At 61.7% G+C, this 18,301-nt stretch carries 13 protein-coding genes and 1 pseudogene; 3 read left to right on the top strand and 11 right to left on the bottom strand.

Features of this window, described 5'->3' with window-relative positions; translation table 11 throughout:
* Window positions 1-517: 517 nt before the first annotated feature.
* From OOZ51_RS21650 to OOZ51_RS21615, 8 genes are all read right to left on the bottom strand, one after another.
* Window positions 518-1,747, bottom strand: coding sequence for an amidohydrolase (locus OOZ51_RS21650; RefSeq protein WP_265982006.1), 1,230 nt, complete (start codon window positions 1,745-1,747; stop codon window positions 518-520).
* Between the two features lie 185 nt (window positions 1,748-1,932).
* Complete coding sequence (locus OOZ51_RS21645) at window positions 1,933-2,988, bottom strand: sugar phosphate isomerase/epimerase family protein (RefSeq protein WP_265982005.1); 1,056 nt, start codon at window positions 2,986-2,988, stop codon at window positions 1,933-1,935.
* Between the two features lie 161 nt (window positions 2,989-3,149).
* A complete protein-coding gene (locus OOZ51_RS21640; RefSeq protein ID WP_265982003.1) occupies window positions 3,150-4,778 on the bottom strand; it encodes an ABC transporter substrate-binding protein in 1,629 nt (542 codons plus the stop codon).
* Between the two features lie 36 nt (window positions 4,779-4,814).
* Entirely contained in the window at window positions 4,815-5,873 is a 1,059-nt protein-coding gene (locus tag OOZ51_RS21635; RefSeq protein ID WP_265982002.1) for an ABC transporter ATP-binding protein, read from the bottom strand.
* The gene (locus OOZ51_RS21630) at window positions 5,870-6,916 is read right to left on the bottom strand and encodes an ABC transporter ATP-binding protein (protein ID WP_265982001.1); all 1,047 of its coding nucleotides are present in this window, start codon (window positions 6,914-6,916) and stop codon (window positions 5,870-5,872) included. The genes OOZ51_RS21635 and OOZ51_RS21630 overlap by 4 nt, the downstream gene beginning before the upstream one ends.
* 16 nt (window positions 6,917-6,932) lie before the next feature.
* Window positions 6,933-7,949, bottom strand: coding sequence for an ABC transporter permease (locus OOZ51_RS21625; protein ID WP_265982000.1), 1,017 nt, complete (start codon window positions 7,947-7,949; stop codon window positions 6,933-6,935).
* Window positions 7,950-7,962: 13 nt separating this feature from the next.
* Window positions 7,963-8,838, bottom strand: a complete 876-nt coding sequence (locus OOZ51_RS21620; protein ID WP_265981999.1) for an ABC transporter permease — start codon at window positions 8,836-8,838, stop codon at window positions 7,963-7,965.
* Window positions 8,819-9,874, bottom strand: a complete 1,056-nt coding sequence (locus OOZ51_RS21615) for a sugar phosphate isomerase/epimerase family protein (protein WP_265981998.1) — start codon at window positions 9,872-9,874, stop codon at window positions 8,819-8,821. The genes OOZ51_RS21620 and OOZ51_RS21615 overlap by 20 nt, the downstream gene beginning before the upstream one ends.
* A gap of 174 nt (window positions 9,875-10,048) precedes the next feature.
* On the opposite strand from OOZ51_RS21615, the gene OOZ51_RS21610 reads away from it, so the two are divergent.
* Window positions 10,049-10,759, top strand: coding sequence for a FadR/GntR family transcriptional regulator (locus tag OOZ51_RS21610; protein WP_265981997.1), 711 nt, complete (start codon window positions 10,049-10,051; stop codon window positions 10,757-10,759).
* Window positions 10,760-12,014: 1,255 nt separating this feature from the next.
* Here OOZ51_RS21610 and OOZ51_RS21605 read toward each other — a convergent pair.
* The 3 genes from OOZ51_RS21605 to OOZ51_RS21595 all read right to left on the bottom strand — a co-directional run bounded on the left by OOZ51_RS21605 (window position 12,015) and on the right by OOZ51_RS21595 (window position 15,431).
* On the bottom strand, window positions 12,015-12,683 hold the full coding sequence (locus tag OOZ51_RS21605) for a GntR family transcriptional regulator (protein ID WP_265981995.1): 669 nt from the start codon (window positions 12,681-12,683) through the stop codon (window positions 12,015-12,017).
* A 55-nt stretch (window positions 12,684-12,738) separates the two neighbouring features.
* Complete coding sequence (locus tag OOZ51_RS21600; protein ID WP_265981993.1) at window positions 12,739-13,725, bottom strand: ornithine cyclodeaminase family protein; 987 nt, start codon at window positions 13,723-13,725, stop codon at window positions 12,739-12,741.
* A gap of 218 nt (window positions 13,726-13,943) precedes the next feature.
* On the bottom strand, window positions 13,944-15,431 hold the full coding sequence (locus OOZ51_RS21595; protein WP_265981991.1) for an amidohydrolase family protein: 1,488 nt from the start codon (window positions 15,429-15,431) through the stop codon (window positions 13,944-13,946).
* Between the two features lie 165 nt (window positions 15,432-15,596).
* On the opposite strand from OOZ51_RS21595, the gene OOZ51_RS21590 reads away from it, so the two are divergent.
* Both OOZ51_RS21590 and OOZ51_RS21585 read left to right on the top strand, forming a co-directional pair.
* The gene (locus OOZ51_RS21590; RefSeq protein WP_265981989.1) at window positions 15,597-17,054 is read left to right on the top strand and encodes a DUF3100 domain-containing protein; all 1,458 of its coding nucleotides are present in this window, start codon (window positions 15,597-15,599) and stop codon (window positions 17,052-17,054) included.
* A gap of 90 nt (window positions 17,055-17,144) precedes the next feature.
* Window positions 17,145-18,301 (top strand): annotated as a pseudogene (locus OOZ51_RS21585) (amidohydrolase family protein); the annotation flags it as partial.

Below are 18,301 nucleotides of genomic sequence, written 5' to 3'. Positions count from 1 at the left end.
TGGGCAAGAGGAGCTCTTCAGGCGGGTAAAGTTCCGGAAAACATCCGAGGGAACGAATGTTGCCCGTGCAGACGTCGAAGTAGACCAGGCAAAAAGAACAGATGGACCAAGGAATGTGCCCTACTAATACGCAGGTTATTGCCGAGTCCTGCGGTACACCAGCTAAAGCGGGAAGTCCGTACCATCCTTCCAACGAGCCCCTTTCCCCGCCCAAGCAGAATGGATTCTTGAAGCAATGAGTGCACAGGGCAGTGTGCCGCCAGTGTCAGCTGCACAGCGAATATTTTGGAATAAAAAAGAGTTGCGTTGCTCCTGGACTTCCCCGGTTGCCTTACAAGGGTTTCGATTCGTTCGGCTATGCCGGAAGTGCACCGCCTGGCTCCGCTTAGCTCTGCGTTGTTCCGTGTGGACGAGACCTGCAGAAGCCGGTCTCGTCCACACGTGCTCCCAACTCCGGGTTCACCGATAGCAGCGAATTGCCGGCACAGGTCCTCCCGAGCTCCCCTCCTCAGCGGTACTAGGCCGTTTCGGATGCCTCGAGCAGCCGACCTTGGGCAGCGATCACTTGGCCCTGGTGGATCACTGTCCGGTCGGCGAAACGGTCCATCACTGCAGCTGCGACTGTTTCCCCGGCTACGAGGACCAGTTCCGCGGGGTCTCCAAGTGAAAGGCCCGGCCTGTCTAGAGCGTCTGCGAGCCGGTATCCTTTCGGATCAATCACCGAGGCGCCACCGATGGTTGCGATGGCTACGCAGTGCTCGATCAGGGAATCTTTCCGGAAGCCATTGGTGAATGCGAGTTGCCAGGTCCTGTCGAGCATGTCGCAGTTACCGTAGGGGGACCAGTAATCTCTTTGGCCGTCTTGGCCGAGACCGACCCGGATCCCCGCTGCGGTGAGGGCCTCCAGCGGCAAGGAAGGCCGTCCCGCCGGCGCCACCGTTGTGATCGCAACGTCCAATTCAGCAAGCTCGGAGATGACTTTCAAGGTCTGCTCCGTTGGAGAACCAGTGAGTGCAAATGCGTGCGAGAGGCTGACCTTTCCTTTCATGTCGAGTGCACGCGTGCGTTCAAGAATCAACTGGATGCTGAAGAGTCCCAGGTCTCCCGGTTCATGCAGGTGGATGTCGACAGGGACCTGATACTTTTCAGCCAGACCAAAGAGGACATCCAAGTGCCGGACAGGGTCCTTGTCGAGGCCGCAGGGATCGATGCCTCCGATCTCGTCGGCACCGTTTCGCAGCGCCTCTTCCATCAAAGAGGGGACTCCGTCTTCAAGCAGGAGACCTGCTTGGGGGAAGGCAACAATCGCGACGTCAGCGCGGCTTTGGTGGAATTTCTTGGCAAAGGCAACCGCTTCGTAGCGTTCCAGACCGCAGTCGGCGTCGATCTGAGCGAAACTGCGGACGCGTGTGGCGCCTCGTGCGATCATTCTGCCAAGCGTCGAGGCGGCTCTGGTCTCGGCTGATTCGTTTTCCTGCCGCCAGTTTTTCCGATCATTCATGATCATGTTCCACACCCCGGGTGCAGCGGTGTGGGGCTTGAATGGCTGGCCGATCCGGGTCGAATCAAGGTGTACGTGTGAGTCTGTGAAGGAGGGCAGGAGGATCCGGCCCTCACCGTCCAGGATCGTCCCAGGAGGCGGGCTGATTTCGGCTTGCTGGTGTGGCCGGATGTCAGCGATGTACCCGTCCACGATGGTTACATCGCTCGGCGCTTTTCCCCATGGCCTTACGTTGCGGATGATCATGTCTGAGGTGTTTTCCAAATTTCTCGTCGTCTCCTAGGTGAGAATTGTGATGACCTTTTGGTCTGATATTGCATTCGTTGCCGAAAGTTTGAGGCAGGGGCCCATGCCTGCTATACCGCCGCTCGATATCTCCTACGCTTTCAGCCAAGAATGGGCACCGTCGAAAACCCGTTCCCGGCCCCGTCCTAGCTCCGAGAGATAACAGCTTGGCGCTCCACGACAGCCAAGCTCGCCCGCAAGTGCTCAGCGCTGCTCCTGATGAATGCCTCGCCGTCGTAGGGCTGTGCCTGGAATTCTTCGATGGTGGGCACCATCCCGCGCCGCGATCGCTCGTCGTAAACGCGCGCGAGCCGGAAGAGTTCCTCCGGCTCGTCGGGCTCCAGGTCGGGGTGCACCGCGAGCCAGGCCTCATCCAAGAGACCGATCGGCATCTTCATCGTGGGTGCGGCCGGTTCGATCGAAGCGCAGAGATTAGGGCTCTTCGCCCAGAGCGCCCCGAGCACGCCCTCCCAGTCAATGACGCCGAGACCGCACGGCGAGAAGACGCGGCCGAGGCCGTAATCGGTGATAGCGAGCATCGAGTCGCGCAGGTGCGCCGCCCGGACGTACGGTGCGACGCGGCGGGCTGCGGCGACCGGGTCCTCGCCGCGGGCAAGGACATTGGCCGTATCGAAGGTGATGCCGAGAACGTCCGGGCCGACGGCTTCGACGAGTCGGACTACCTCGGTAGACGTGATCTCCTCGTGCGTCTCGATGTTCAGATGGCATTGTAGGTCCCTCGCAGCCGGCGCCAGCTGGCGGAGGAACTTTTCTATCGCTGCGAGCTGGTCCGGCCACGGCGCATCGGTGCGGAACCTGTCGTTCGCGTAGTACCCCGGGAGGCCGGCCTTGTAGTTCCCGCACGCCACCCACAACTCGCCGCAGTCGGAGCCCTCACGGCAGGCCTCCATCATTTTGAGCATGCCTCGTGTATAGTCTCCGTCGCCGAGGACCCGGACTTCTGGGGCCTCAGCAGCGGCATAAGGATTGACCTTCGCGAGCCCCATCTGGAGGTAGAGACCCAAGGCGTCCGCCTGCTCGCGCACCTCCCTAAGCAGGCCCCGGTCCAAGGTCGGGGTGATGTCGAGCACGGTGCGGAAGTACACCCCGTCCATGCCGAGAGACTTGGCGTAATCGAGGATCTCGACGGGGGTGCGATCTGCAGCCCCGGGGATCTTCCGGCCGTCGACTCCAATTTTCATATCTTCTCTTCTCCTTCAGTAGGTGCCGGATCGCAGGCGTCAACGCCCGCCAGACAGTGTGAACTCGCGCGCGGAGGCCAACGCAGACGCTGATCGAGAGGTTAGTTGGTCCGCCCAGCTGCCGTTCGTTCGATAAGGCCGTGGGCGAGGTGAGCATGTTTTTATCGGCTCCAGTCCGCGAGACGGAAGTTCGGTGCGTAGGCAAAATGCTTCACGTTGGGGCGCACCACGGCGGTGAACTGGGCGCGGTAGAGGATGATCGTGGGTGAGTTCTCCAGCCACTTATGGACGAGTGCGTCGATGATCGGCTGTTGCGCGGCGGGATCGGCGGTGTTGTTGAGCTGGTCCAGCAGCGGCATCGTCCCTGGAATGCAGATGTGCTGGTTGTTGGACGCGCTGTCGCACGTGAGCTTCTTCCGCAGCTCGTAGGCACCGATCGGGATGCTGTTCTCATATAGCAGGGCCGACTGATACTTGCCCTGGTTGAACAGGGTGGTGAAGTCGGCCGGGGGCTTGGCATCGATGTTGACTGTGACTCCGATCTGCTGCCAGGCGGACTGGAGCAGTGTGGCGATCTCGGACACCCCGGGAGTCGTCGGATTGATCATGAGGTCGAGGGTCGGCGAGCTCACGCCGGACTCCGCGAGGAGCTGCTTTGCCTTTCCGGGGTCAAAGGATCGTGCCGGCTCGAGAGCCTGGTTGTAGCCGGCCATGCCGGGGATGACGGGGCCATAGTAGGAGTCGCCGTAGCCGTAGGCGACCTTCTTGATGATGTCGGAGTAGGGGACAGCGTAGGTGAGCGCCTCCCGGAACTTCGCATTGTCGGTGAGCGGTCCCTGGTAGTTCATCGACACGGTGACCGGAGTGGGGCTCTCGGCGGTGACCACTTTGCAGCAGGACTGCGTGCTGAGGTTGTTGACAGCCTGCGGGGGCAAGCCCAAGGTGACGTCGGCCTCGCCGCTCTGAGCCTGTACTTGCAGGGTCGGGACCGAGGTGGTGAAGTTCACTCGGACAGTCGGCTCCAGGGCCGGGGTCCCGTAGTAGTTGGGATTGCGCTCAAGGGTGGCGTGGTTGCCCGGCACGTACTCGGCGAGGACGTAGGGGCCGCTGCTGCTCGCAGTGTGGCTCTGCAGCCATTGGTTTGGAGTGTTCGGCTGCACTCCGCCATTCGCTTCGATCTCCTTGGGATCGTAGATCGAGCCGCGGCTCTGAGCCAGGCTGTAGAGGATTCCCGGGTAGGCCTGAGTCAGGCGGAGGACGACCGTCGTCGGGTCCGGGGCCTCGACAGAGGAGATGAGTGCTGGCTTAGTAAGGCCCAGCTGGAGAGAAGTGGCCCCGCAAGCGCCCATTTTGACTGTACGCTCAATGGAGTATTTGACCGCAGCGGCATCAAGCGGATCGCCATTGGCGAACTTCTTGCCCGGCTGGAGGGTGAAAGTGTAGGTCTTTCCGCCGTCGGAAACGTCCCACTTCGTCGCGAAGTCGGGCTCGACCTTGCTGGGGTCGGGGACTGCTGCCGTAACACCTGGGCTGATTTCACGGGTTGAAAGCTTGACGAGACGGCCGTAGAAGTTGCTCGCGAAGCTGTTTTCATCCCCGGGGCAGGTGAACGCCGGGTCCAGGCTGGTGATGTTGGCAGCCCAGTTGACCGTGAACGGCCGGCTTGCGGCCGCGCTGCCTGTCGCGCCGGAGTTACTGCAGGCCGAGGCGGCCGTGGCGAAGAGGACGAGTGTGACTCCAAGTGCGGTGCGGTGCCAGATGGGGCCGCGGGGGGGCTTGTGACGTGTCATGGGGTTTCCTTCCTAGCTTTCATGGCATTGGTGTATTCAAAGACTTGTCGGAATGGTGTTCGCGACCGGACCGGCGGCGGCCGCCCGCATCTCGCCGGGGTAGTGGCACGCGACCAGATGGCCCGGCGCGATCTCGCGAAGGGCCGGGCGCAGGCTCGCGCATTCAGGCCGGTTCACGCCCACCGGGCATCGCGGCCGCAGCGGGCACCCTTGTTCGGCCTTGCTTCCACTTGTGGTGGTGGCACTCAGGGCCGATCTGCGGTTCTCCATCTCGTCCGGGTCGGGGACTGGAGCCGCCATGAGCAGAGTGACCGTGTAGGGGTGCAGGGGATTATCGAACAACTCTTGCGAGGGCGCGATCTCGATGATCTCGCCGAGGTACATCACTGCGATGCGGTGGCAAAGATACTGTGCGACCGCAAGGTCGTGAACGATGAACAGATAGGTGAGGTTGAGCTCCTGTTGCAGCTCGGTGAGCAGGTTCAGGATCTGGGCCTGTACCGAGACGTCGAGCGCCGTGACCGGTTCATCGAGGACGACCAGCTCGGGGTTGAGCACAAGCGCCCGCGCGATCGCGATGCGCTGGCGCTGGCCGCCCGAGAAAGCATGCGCGTTGCGCTCGGCCTGCGATGCGGACAGCCCGACTCGTTCGAGCATCTGCAGCGCCCGCTCGCGTCGCAGACGGGCGTCGAGCATCCCGTGGACGAGCAACGGCTCTTCGACCAGCTCGCGAACTGAGAACCGCGGGTCCAAGGACCCATAGGGGTCTTGGAAGACGATCTGCATGCGCGAGCGCAGGCGGCGCAGCTCCGGCTTGGACAGAGCCCGCACGTCGATGCCGTCGAACCGCACGCTGCCCGAGTCTGCTTCGATAAGGCGCAGCACGCACGCGGCCGCGGTGGACTTCCCGGAGCCCGACTCACCAACCAGGCCCAGGGTCTCGCCCCGCATGACATCGAAGGAAACCTCGCGAAGCGCCTTGAACTCGGTCGACCGTCGCAGCCGCACTCCTGCGGCCTTGGCGCGGTATGACTTCGAGAGGCCCCGCACTTCGAGCAGCGGACGATCCGCGCTCTCGTCTTTGGTGGTATTCACTGATTCTCCTTCAGCTCGTGCTGTCCGGCGAAGTGGCACTTGGCCAGCTGGATTCCTTGCGGTCCCTGCACGGTGTGAAGGGACGGCTCCACGCTCTGGCAGGTCGCGTTGCCCTTGCCGAGCGGGCACCGGGGTTCGAAGGAGCAGCCCTGGAATGCTTCGGTGGGATCGGGGAGCGTTCCCGGGATGGTGGAGAGCAACCCTTCCTGCCGGCGGTCCGTGCGCAGGACACACTTGAGCAGCTCGCGGGAGTAGGGGTGGGCGGCTGAGGCAAACAGCGCGCGGCTGTCGCTCTCCTCGATGAGTTGCCCCGCGTACATCACTTTGACGCTGTCGCAGAACCCTGCGACGATCCCCAGGTTGTGCGTAATGAGCATCAGCGCGGCCCCGCGGTCGGTGACGAGACGGTCGAGCATCTCAAGGACCTGCGCCTGGGTGGTGACGTCGAGAGCAGTCGTGGGCTCGTCGGCGATGACGAGTTCGGGAGAGTTCGCCAGCGCCATCGCTATGAGAACGCGTTGGCGCATGCCACCCGAGTATTGGTGCGGATAGTCCGCCAGGCGGTTCGCCGCGTTGGCGACCCCGACCTCGCCGAGGAGGTCGGCGGCCTGACGCCGCGCGACCCGATTGCTCACGGGCTGGTGTGCCCGGATACTCTCGACCAGTTGGGCTCCGATGGTGCGAATCGGGTCGAACGCGCTCATCGGGTCCTGGAAGACCAGTGATATCCGGCTGCCGCGCACGGCTGACAGTTCGCGGTCGGTCATGCCGCGCAGGTCTGTGCCATTGAGTAGGATCTCGCCGCCGGTCACTCGCCCCGGAGGCTGGATAAGGCCGACGATGGACATGGCCATGGCGGACTTTCCGGACCCGGACTCGCCGACTATAGCGAGCCGCTGGCCCCGCCTGATGTTGAAGCTGACGTCCCGGACGGCGGCGACCCGCCCCCGGGTCGTGCGGAACTCGGTTCGCAGGCCGCGGACCTCCAGGAGGGTGTCCTCGTCAGCTGGTTTGTCCGGTGAGTCGAGCGTTATCGTCTTCACGTTGTCTTCTATCACGTCACTTCACTCCTGCTCTGATGCGTGGGTCGACGGCGCTGTAGACGACGTCGGCGAGGAAGCTCACCGTCACGTAGAGCGCGGCGCTAAGCAGGATCACGCCCTGCACGACGGAAAAGTCCTTCTGTAAAATTGCGTCGACGGTGAGCGATCCGACGCCGGGCCAACCGAAGACTTTCTCCACGAGCACGCTGCCGGTCATCGCCTCGGCAACCAGCATCGCGGTCACGGCGATGAGGGAAAGCAGGGAGTTCGGTACGGCGTGGTGCAGGAACACCGATCCACGAGTTAGTCCGCGGCTGCGGGCAACGACAATGAAAGGCTCGCGGAGGGTGTTGCGCAGTTGCGAGCGGAAGAGCCTGCTTAGGAACGCGAACGGGCCGACGGCGATGGTGAACGCGGGCAGGATCAGGTGGCGCACGGCGTCGAAGAATGTCCCGAACTGGCCGGATTTCAATGCGTCGAGCGTGTAAAAACCGGTGAACGTCGGAGGTGGGGCGATGCCCGGAGACAGCCTTCCCTCAGGGCCGGGGAAAATTCCGAGATTGACCGACAACAGGAGGATGGCAACCAGCGCAAGCCAAAATGGTGGGGACCCCATCGCGAGGGACGATGCTGCCCGCAGCAAGATGTCCGCACCGCGCTTCTTGCGATAGACGGCCACTGCCCCGAACACTGTGGCCAGGACCACTGCCGTGAAAACGCCGCTCATGCCGAGCTCGACGGTGGCCGGGAGACGCGTCTGCACCAGCGTACCCACCGACTGGCCGGTGCTGTACGAGAACCCGAGGTCGCCGTGCAGCGACGAGGACAAGTAGTTCCAAAACTGCAGAGGAAAAGGTTGGTCGAGGCCCATCGTCTGGCGAAGTGTGGCGATGGTTTGTTCGTCGGCAAGATCGCCGCCGATCAGGCGTGCCGGGTCGCCGGGAAGCTTGCGCAGAAGGAAGAAGGAGAACAGGCTCGCACCGAGGATGGTGGCGGCCGCGAGCCCGAACCGCTTGAGAATCATCTTGATCATTGGTGGCTCCTAGTCAATCCGCAACGATGTATTCGCCCCGCGGGTCCAGCAGCTCGCGGGCGCGGTCGGCGATGATGGTGGTCAGGGTGACGGCGACCAGCAGGACGAGGCCGGGGAAGGCCACTAACCACCACTGGCCGGTGAGGAAGAACTGCTGTCCTTCAGTGATCATCGCGCCGAGCTCTGCGGTGGGAGGCTGAGCCCCCATCCCGAGGAAGCCCATCGCAGCAAGTGAGAGCACCGCGGCTCCGAACACGGCCGCCATCTGGAGCACGATGGTCGAGACCAGGTGCGGGAAGATGTGCCTGAACAGGATGCGCATTTGGGTCGCACCGATCGCGTTGGTGGACTTGACGAAGTCCTGCGCCGCGATGCGCATGACCTCACCCCGAATGGTCCGCATGTACCAAGGAAAAGAGTGGATCGAAAGACCGATGACCACTGCGGGTATTCCGGGTTTCAGGGCCATTACCACTGCCATCGCGAGCATGATCGACGGAAAGCACAGGATCGAGTTCGTCAGCCAGGTCAGGACCGAGTCGACCACCCCGCCAAGGGCACCGGCGAGCAGGCCCGTGACCGAACCAAGCACCGCACCTGCCAGAACGACCACGAGACCGGCCCCAAGAGATGTCTGCGCTCCCAAAAGCACCCGCGCGAGCAGGTCTCGGCCGAGATTGTCCGTTCCGAGGGGATGGTCGATCGACGGGGGCGACAGCTGAGCTGCCAGATCGACTGCATTGGAGTCGTAGTGCCACAGCCATGGCCCTACCACCACGGCAACTGCGATGACAGCGAGACCAGACAGGGCGGCGACCAGAACCCGATCGCCCTTGACAATGCGCCGACGGGACACGGCTATCGGCGATTCAGCAGCAACCGCGACCATGGTGACCTCCTGAAATCGTGGCGAGAACCTGACGTAGGTAGATCGCGCTCTCCGCGAGCTGATCGCGCCGGGCAAACGGACCTGGGTCAACGTCAAGCTCGGCCAAGGAGGGCAGGTCGCCTGTGGCCACCCGCCGCTCGCACTCCAACGCGGCACCAAAGAGCACGGCGAGCTCCGGCGCGGCGACGTGGGGCTCGGAGCCGAACCACACGGGGTCGAAGATGTCAGCGTCGAACCGGCCGAGATGCTGCTCGAGCGTCAGATGCTGCGCCGGGGACTGATCGACAAGTGTGCGGACAATGGAGAACCAGTCAAGAACACCTGCGCCGCACGGCCGCAGCCTCCGCCGCAGCCCGCGCTCAACGACATAGAGGACCACGTCTTCTAAATGTGTCTGATAAACGTGCGGGGCAAGTCTCCGGGTCGCCTCCACAGGGTCCTCACCTCGGACAACCAGGTTCGCGACGTCCAGGCTGACGCCGATGACGTCCGTCCCACAGGCTTCGACCAGCCGGAGCACCTCATGCGAAGAGAGGTCTTCATGGGTCTTGAGATTCAGTCGCAGACCCTCCGAACGCAGTCGTGGCGCGAGGGTCTCGATGGTCCGCTGGACGGTGGCGAGCTGATCGCTATGAGCTACCTCGGAGTGCTGGCGCTCAGTGCGCGTATAGGCGAAGAACTGGCGACAGCCCACGGCAACAGCCGCGTCGATCATAGTGTTCAGCTCGGTGATGCGCTCCCGCGCGTCGCCGAACGGACCCAGGCCGCCAATACCTGTTTCCAGAAAAAGGCCCAACTCTGAGGCCAGCTCTCCGGCCTCCTTAAGGGCAGTCTTGTCAAGCTCCGGGCTGATGGCTCGAGGCGTAGCAAAGAGAGCTCCTTCATATCCGCTGGATTGAACATAAGTTAGCGCCTCTTCGGGTGAACTGTCGGAAAATCCTTGGGGAGGGCCGCACATCACCCCCGTCCTCATCGTCCGCTGGCCGTTCGTGCGGCCCAGATTCACGTTGGGGAGTCGCGTCAGGTCGATAGTCATGCCATAGTATTATCAGATCATCCGATGTTTAGGGAAGGGGTTTTGATGAATGAAGGTATTTGCCCTCCTGACTGGTTTGTTCGCGGCTTGAACGGTTGCGTGGAGGAGCACATTGTGGGGCGGCTCAGTCAGTGAGGTCGCGAGCGGGCTGCAAGGCCTGATTCAATAAGTTCCGTGATAGAGAAGAAGAGGGCTGAGAAGGTGCTGAAGATCAATCGGGTATCAACAGTCGATGCAGTGACTGAGGAGATACGGGGCCACATCCAGGGCGGCGAATGGGCGGTCGGGGACCGGTTGCCGTCTGAAGCTGAACTCACAAAGACTCTAGGCGTCAGTCGTGCATCCCTTCGCGAGGCGACCAGGGCCCTAGTCCACGCCGGCCTCCTCGCGATCAAGCAGGGCGATGGCACCTATGTCGTCGCCCTGGATGAGTCCACAGTGGCCCTTAACCGCAAAGTGACAAACAGCAAGACGGTCGAGGTTATTGAGGTTCGCAGTGGTCTGGATGCGTTGGCGGTCTCGCTTGCAGTCTCGCGTCGGACCGAGGATGATCTTGTTGCCATTCGTAAGGCGCTCGACGACCGAAATGCAGGAGCGGACAACGCTGATTTGGACGCCTTTATTGAGGGGGACCTCCTTTTCCATAAGGCCATCGCCAGCGCAGCCCACAATGAGTTACTCGCCGACCTTTACCAGAGTCTTAGCCTCGAGTTTCGTAAGTCCATTTACCATGCGGTGGGCGAGGGCACTGAGGATCATGAGGCGCTTTACCGGGCTATCGACGAACGAGACACCGCAACCGCGACTAAACTCTCGTCGGCCATCATCGCGAGAATGGAAGCTCAGCCCTTCGGGAACCCGTCGAGCGCCCCCCAAGGGCGCTGACCACGTATTGCCGGGAACACCTGGGGTATCCGGACGCGGACTCCGGGGGTCGACTCACCTACGAAACTGGAGGGCGCTCACTGCTACTGCGACGCAGCTCGCCGAGCGCCTCAGACAATGATGATTTCTAGCTAAGTGATAGCTGCGCCTTATCGTCGCAGTCGAGGACATGGAAGGCGGAAGGACGGCGACGTTCGTCATCGTCCAGAAGAGGTGCTAGTCAACTTCATTGGCGCATGATGCCGGCCTTTCAACGAGAGCAGGGAACTGCAGCACCGGTATCCGGGTATGGAGTATCTTGTTTTGGTATACCAAAAACAGTATACTCGTAAGGGCTGAGAGGCAAATCACACCTTGCAGCGCACGATACGTGAGGGGAAATAGCCTATGGCCGGCACAGGCCGCATGGACACTAAGGCGCTCAATCACGCAGGATGCAAGTCGTGCCCGAAACATGGCGGAAACCGACGGGACTAGGACCACCGGTCAATCGGTATACCAATCTGATGTTGCGACGGTTTCGGATCATCGATGTCCTGCCAGGCTACGTGCGCTCTCCTGTCGGCGTTCAGCATCACAATCCTAGGGTGGTCGGGTCTTCAGGGAATACCCGTTTAGCGGCTGCCGCCCACCGAAAGCTGTCAGCCTTCCCAGTGATGCGGACTCACGACAGGAACCTCCTGCGCTGGCACGAGAGCAGCGGAGAATGATTCCGGCTGCCTCTGGCACGCCACTAAGTGCAGGACCACGCCGGCCCTCGCGCCAATAGTTGATGGCGAAGTCGTGACCGGGACCCTGATGGCCCGATTCGGGCAAGTTCTTTCCTATAGAGCTTGTCAATACCTAATTGTGCATTACACAACAGGCAGCAGTTCAAGAGTGAGTGCTTACCGAAAAACAAGAGAGTAAGGATTGAAACCTTGCAAATAGAACCCAGTCGCCTGATCGTGGCGGTTCAAACCCGAAACCAGCTGGACGCAGCCCTTGACCAGGCGGTGAATCTGCTGAAGCCTGCAGCCACGATCCAGGGAGCCGGGATTTCGGTAACTCGCCTCGCCCCGGGCCAGTACGAGGCTTCTTTGGATTGTGATGTTCCAAGTGGCACAACTGTGGAGAGGTGGGGCACCTTCGCTGATCCTCGGTAATGGCAGGCGTGTGGGGCGTGGCCCATCAACGTCGTCCCAATGGCGCGGACGGCGAAAATGCACCTAGGCTTCCTCGCCGTCTTACATCTGATGCCGTCTTTCGGGCCCGCTTAACGTTCGGGTAGGCGCCCGGCCAGTCCCTGGAGGGACGGTTCGCGGCCCAGTTCCACGTGTGCAAAGGCGAGGGCGGCGGCCAGGTCGGCCTGGCCGTCATAGATGGCTTTGCAGAGGCTCAAGTGCTCCGCGCATTGAACTTGGGGGTCGCGGTGCCCCGTCATGGTGAACAGCCACTGCATCCGGCCCAAGAGTGGCTTCATGGAGTACTCCAGCAGCGAATTGCCTCCCATCGAGACAATCTCTGCGTGCAATGCCGTGTTGCTGAGTGGTATCTGCGCGTGCTCGTGTCGCCGGGTTACTTCTTCCGCAGTATCCATCATCTGCCTTAGGCGTGACGTGGGCTGGCCTCGTGACGCGGCTTGGGCGGCCAGACGCGCAGCAAGGACTTCGAGGCTGAGCCGCACATCAAAGAGTTCGTTGACGTCGCGCAGGGTGATTTGCTTGACGGTGGCGCCGCGACGGGGGGAGGTGTCAATAAAGCCTTCGGCTTCCAGCTGCTGTAGGGCTTCCCGGACAGGTACCCGAGAAACATCCAGGGCTTGTGACAGATCACGTTCCCTGAGCCGAGACCCTGGTGCGAGGTCACCTGAGATGATCAGTTCTCGAATTCGTGCACGGGCAGTCTCAGCCGAGGAGATGGTTGATTCCGCCTGAACTGTCATTGGTGCCTCTCTTTATAGCTTCTTGTAGCTGCGATGTCGTAATGACGGCGCCCTGTCAGTTATTCAGCTCGACCTGTGTGCCGATCCCCTGGATTAGCGCAGCGTCGTACAGGAGCCGGCCGATGGCAAGATCCTGCAGACCGATACCTACCGAGTTGAATAAGGTTACGTCCTCGTCCCCTAGACGTCCTTGTTTTGTCCCAGCCGCCACGTCGCCAAGTTCGGCTTCAACGTCTTCAAATCGCATGGCACCTTCGGCAACCGGGATGATCAGTGCGCCAGACTTTGCCCTGGCCGTTGCCAGGCTGTCCACGAAAACCCTCGCTCTCACCATTCCCGCTGAGTCAATTTCCCGGTGGTCCGGCCGGGGACGTGATCCGACGGCGTTCACATGCAGTCCGGGCCTGAACCATTGGCCCTTGACCAGCGGTTCGACTGCCGGGGTCAGTGTGCACAGCACGTCAGCATCCTCCACGACTTCCTGAACGCTGGCCGCCACCTTAATCTTCAGTCCGTGGTGGGAGATCCCCTCACAGAAGGCCGCGACGGTATCAGCGGAACGGGACCACACAACGACATTTTCAAGCGGTAGGACGGCGAGCATCGCCTCGACGTGTGCCACAGCCAATGCCCCGGCGCCTACCAGTCCTAAGGTGGTGCTGCCCGGCCTCGCAAGAAGCTTCGTCGCGACGGCGCTGGCTGCAGCAGTACGGACCCGGGTCGGGACTTTGCCGTCGAGAATGGCCAAGGTTTCGCCGGTCAACTGGGACACAAGCACGATGGTCGACCGTTGTGATGGCAGGTTGGATGCCAGGTTGGCAGGAATGTCCGCCAGCAATTTCACGGAAGCCAGCTCCTCCGCGCCGGAAAGAGCGGTCATCGGCAGAAATCTGGCATCCGAGGTCGGTAGGAAAAGGGAATCTGGCGTCGGCTGAACAGCGGTGCCTTGACTTAGACCGGCAAAGACGCGTGCGATGGCCGTAATAGTCCTCTGCATGTCTGCTAGCGCCTCAAGTTCGGAGGCCTTAAGAATCAGTGTCATGGATTTTCTTTCTATATGTAATGAGGAGTTCTCGGGCGGGGGGAGAGCCGCGGGAAACTTTGCCGCATCTAAAGTGAATCTGGGATTGCTGCGAAAAGAACTGCGGGCCACCCTTGGTATACCAAAGTTTAGATAGGCGGTAGGCATGGTTTATCAACTCCCCCCGCCCTCTCCGATTACGCGACTCTCACGGGGTGATAAGCGTGAGATGTCCGCGCTCAACAGCTAGTCGAAATTGTGGCCATCTCCACCTTGGGGTAGGTAGGCGGGAAGAGCTCGTCCGGCTGCCGGTGCTGGACGTCCCGTGCCGAATAGGCGGCCCGCATCTGTTCAAACAGCTTTTGCCCCTCAGCCCTCAGTGCACCGAGGTCAACGCCGGGCAGGTTGCCGCCGACGACCACCGGACGTCCGGCCACGAAGGTATCGGTCACTTGGCGTGCGGTGCCGTTCAGCACCAAGGTGCGCAGGGGGTCTTCGACAACGCCATCCCCGAAGTGACCGAGCGAAACAACTGTGATGTCGGCCTGCATTCCGGCGCCAAGCCTCCCCAAATCGCCGCGTCCGAGAGCCCTTGCTCCCCCCAACGTCGCAGCATCAAAGTACTCTGCCAGGGTCCCCGCATCCGGCCTCTCCTCAATCAGTCTGCTGAGGTGCATCCCGACGTCAATCCCGCGTACCAGATCGGGCGGGAAGGAATCCGTACCCAGGCACAGGTTGACGCCTGCCTCGCGGAAACGATCAAACGATACAAGCGTCTTCTGGTAACGGAAGGATGTCAGCGGGCAATGAACAATGGAGACACCATGCCTGGCCAGCAAATCCAGCGGACCTCCGGCTGCGGACGCAGCCGGATCTTTGCCGTTGATTACCACGCCATGAGGAATGAGAAGGCGGGTGCCGAAAAGGCCCGTAGATTCGAGCAGATCCAAGACGCCGCGTCCAGCGGACCCGTCGAGGAACTCGTCCTCAAGCGGAGACTGGAGGCAATGGAGCCGCACGAGCGCGTCCCGCTCTTGAGCGATGCGAGCAGTCTCCCGCATAAGATCTTCCGACAGCGTCTCAATGCGGCAGGGCAACAAGACGCCGGTCAGAAGAGGATCAGCGAGATCGCTTGCGTAGTCCAGGAAACTCTCTGCGTCGCGAAGACCTGCAAGGCCCTCGGACTCATCGAAGTGGACTTCCCGGCCGCCCGCAGCGGTGGTGACATGTACACCAGACCGGTAGGCCGGACCCAGGTAACCGCGTAACCCGATGCGCCGACTTATGTCCGCCATATCCACGAGCTCGTCGAACCCCTCGGCCCAGGAACTGTGGATCTCCGAGGCAATGGGCATATAAGTCGTAATGCCGTGAAGGGCCAGCTGCGCCAGCGCGAATTCACGGACCGTCGAACGCTCGGACGGCGTGAACACATCCCTGCGCCGGTTGGCGAAGTAGTCTTCCGACCATAAGTGACCGGCCGCGACGCCCGGGGAGGGCCACGAATCGAGGATGAGGTGATCGATGTCAGCCAAGGCATCTAGATCTATAAAACCAGGCATGATCAGGCTCTGGCCATAGTCGTGCTCCTCGTCGACCGGGCCGCCGTAGTTGCGCCCCACGAAGACGATCGAGTCTCCCTCAAAAACAACGTCACCATCCTCAATGAGCGTGTGCTGCTTTCCGTCAAAAGCAAGAACGTACCGAGCAGAGATCTTCTTGTACAACGTGCCTCCTTGCACAGGGGCCAGGGCTTAACCCCGGGCGTTCAAAAAAGTGACTTGCCTCTCATTGTTTACGAGTATACAGTCATTTGGTATACCAGAACAGCCACTGCATCCTTCGGATATCTGTTCTGCATCCTCCCTGATCCTCTTTGAAAGGCTTGCGTCATGCGCAATGAAGCGAAGACCACAGTTGGCTCCGCGTCCGCCTTATTGGACGCCTCACCCTCGCGTTCTTTCCATGCCCGTCCGTCGCTGTGGCTCGCGATGATCGCGGTCTCCACCGTTGTCTGTGCGGCGGCTATCACGATCGGGACTCATAAATTTCACCTCGGTCCGGCTGCCATCGTTCTGATGCCCATCTTGTGGACCGTTCTCATCGGAGGGTTCCTTGGAGTCCAGAGGTGGAAACCAATCGGAGGGCGTGCCCGTGCGGTATCCACGCATCTGATGGATGTCTCCATTGTCTTCTTCCTAGCAGGCCTCGGCACTCAAATTGGTCCTTCCCTAACTAAGTTCGCCGGCATCGGCCCGGCGATACTGCTGCAGGAGGTCGGGCACGTGGTCGGCACGGTGATCCTTGCTCTTCCCGTCGCAGTTGCGCTTGGATTGGGTCGCACGGCAATCGGGGCCACATGGTCAATCGATCGTGAGTCCTACCTGGCCTTCGCGATCCAGCGCTTCGGCGTCCGCTCCCCGGAGTACCGTGGGGTGTTCGCGGTGTGGGTACTGGGCAGCGTCTTTGGTGCCGTGTTCATTTCCCTGTTGGCTGGCCTTCTCGGCGGACTGGACTTCTTTGATCCCCGAGCCTTGGCCTTGGGCCTTGGGCTCGGGTCCGCCTCCATGATGCTTGGCGGTGTCGGCGCACTGTCCATCCTGTATCCGGAGATGTCAGGGGAAATCATGGCCCTAGCTGCTCTGTCCAACCTCGTCACCAACATCGTCGGCTTCTATGCCGGCGTCTTTATCGCCCTGCCCCTTTGTCAAAAGCTCTACAAGATGTGGTCCCGCCTGTTCGGGCGTGATGACCTTGGCCGCCGTGTTCGTCGCGACGCGCTGGCTAGTCCTGAGATTTCAGCTCGCGAAGGGAGCCCAGTTTCGGCACGCCAAGGCCGGGAGGAGAATGACTCCCAGAAGGGCTCAGGCGTCGATGCTGTCGACGTCAATGGCATCGAAGAGGACCCCACCGTTGTCCGCACGCCCAAAACGTGGCTCATTGCGTTTGCCGCGACCGGCGTAGCCGCCGTCCTGCTGAATGCTCTCGGCACTGGTTCGTCGCGGTCGCTGGACGTCGTCGGGGTGCTCATCTTGCTGGCCCTCACCGCGGTCGCGCTCGTACTGGCGAAGCTGGTCCCTATGGTCCCGTCCAGTATTTGGGTCCTGGCCCTGGCCACCGTCACGTCTGCCGCGTTCCTGCCCATCGGGTCTTTCATCGCCTCTGCCACCCAGAACATTAACGTCCTCTTCGCAGGCCTGCCCATGATCGCCCTGATCGGCATGTCACTTGGCCGCGACGCCAAGGCTCTGCGATCCCTAAGCTGGAAGATCATCATCGTTACCCTGATGACGTTCACAGCGAGCTTCGTCGCAGCAGCGACCATCGCCGAACTTGCCTTCCACTTCTAGCATGCGCTCCCGCGGGAAAGGTCCGGGAAGCGGCGCCGTCCCGCGCTCGGCCACCGTACCAGCTACAACCCAATCGAAAGTATTTGAATCGTGATCATCACCAATGTCCGCCCGTGGGGCGGGGACGCCGTAGACCTCGAGGTAAAGGATGGGCGGATTGCGACCATCCACCCTGCAGGGGCTGCCCTCGTTGGCGCGGCTGCGGCCAGCGAGAAGGTGGACGGCCGGAATCGGATCGCTTTGCCCGCCGTCGCTGACGTGCACGTCCATCTCGACTCGTCCCGGATTGGAATGCCGTTCCGGGAGCACACCGCCTCGCCCGGGGTATGGAACATGATGTGCAACGACCGGGAAAACTGGCGCGATACTCCCATCCCTTACCGGGATGTGGTGGCGGGAACGCTGGAACGGATGATTGCGCGAGGGACCACGCGAGTCCGTTCCTATGCCCAAATTGACGTGGACTGCAAACTGGAACGCTTCGAGGCAGTGATGGCCGCCAAGGAACAATTCGCTCACGCCGCCACAGTTGAAGTGATAGCCTTCCCTCAAGCGGGCCTCCTCTTGGAAGAGGGGACCGTGCCGCTCCTTGAGGAAGCCCTACTTGCAGGTGCCACGACCATTGGGGGCATTGATCCATGCCAGTTGGACCGTGACCCCGTCCGCCACCTGGACATCGTTTTCGGCCTGGCCGAGAAATACGGGGTCGACGTCGACATTCACTTGCACGAGCCGGGCCACCTGGGCGCCTTCAGCGCGGAACTCATCTTCGAGCGCACCCGTGCCCTGGGCATGGGTGGACGTATCTCGCTTTCCCACGCCTATGATCTGGCCAACGTCCACCCCGACGTGACCGCCCGGCTCGTAGAGCAGATGGCCGAGCTAGACATTGTGCGGGCCACAGTCGCCCCGGCCAGCGGCGGCACCCAGTTCGATCTGGCCCAGATGACCGAGGCGGGAATCCGTGTTGGTTTGGGGGAGGACGGTCAACGAGACTACTGGAGCCCCTACGGCAACTGCGACATGCTCGACCGTACCTGGCAGTTTGGCCTTCACCCACCGGCTGCGCAAGGACCGGTTGATCGAGCACTGCGCAGCTATCGCCACCATCGGAGGCGCCTCCATCATGGACCGGAGCATCCCGCGCCTCACCAGCCTTGACGACCGACCCGGGCTGGTGCCCAGCGAGAACTCCTCGGGCCAGTCCCGGCACCAGGGTCCGATCACCAAGGCCGGGAACACCTACG

It is taken from the genome of Arthrobacter rhizophilus (assembly GCF_026241105.1).
GTDB lineage: Bacteria > Actinomycetota > Actinomycetes > Actinomycetales > Micrococcaceae > Arthrobacter.
The sequence above is the reverse complement of the archived record's forward strand: the minus strand, read 5'-3'. Positions and strand labels throughout refer to the sequence as shown.

Coding starts and splice junctions, on each gene's coding strand:
- OOZ51_RS21650 (WP_265982006.1), bottom strand. CDS start 1,747: ATGATCATCCGCAACGTAAGGCCATGGGGAAAAGCGCCGAGCGATGTA.
- OOZ51_RS21605 (WP_265981995.1), bottom strand. CDS start 12,683: ATGACAGTTCAGGCGGAATCAACCATCTCCTCGGCTGAGACTGCCCGT.
- OOZ51_RS21590 (WP_265981989.1), top strand. CDS start 15,597: ATGCGCAATGAAGCGAAGACCACAGTTGGCTCCGCGTCCGCCTTATTG.
- OOZ51_RS21640 (WP_265982003.1), bottom strand. CDS start 4,778: ATGACACGTCACAAGCCCCCCCGCGGCCCCATCTGGCACCGCACCGCA.
- OOZ51_RS21625 (WP_265982000.1), bottom strand. CDS start 7,949: ATGATCAAGATGATTCTCAAGCGGTTCGGGCTCGCGGCCGCCACCATC.
- OOZ51_RS21620 (WP_265981999.1), bottom strand. CDS start 8,838: ATGGTCGCGGTTGCTGCTGAATCGCCGATAGCCGTGTCCCGTCGGCGC.
- OOZ51_RS21615 (WP_265981998.1), bottom strand. CDS start 9,874: ATGACTATCGACCTGACGCGACTCCCCAACGTGAATCTGGGCCGCACG.
- OOZ51_RS21600 (WP_265981993.1), bottom strand. CDS start 13,725: ATGACACTGATTCTTAAGGCCTCCGAACTTGAGGCGCTAGCAGACATG.
- OOZ51_RS21645 (WP_265982005.1), bottom strand. CDS start 2,988: ATGAAAATTGGAGTCGACGGCCGGAAGATCCCCGGGGCTGCAGATCGC.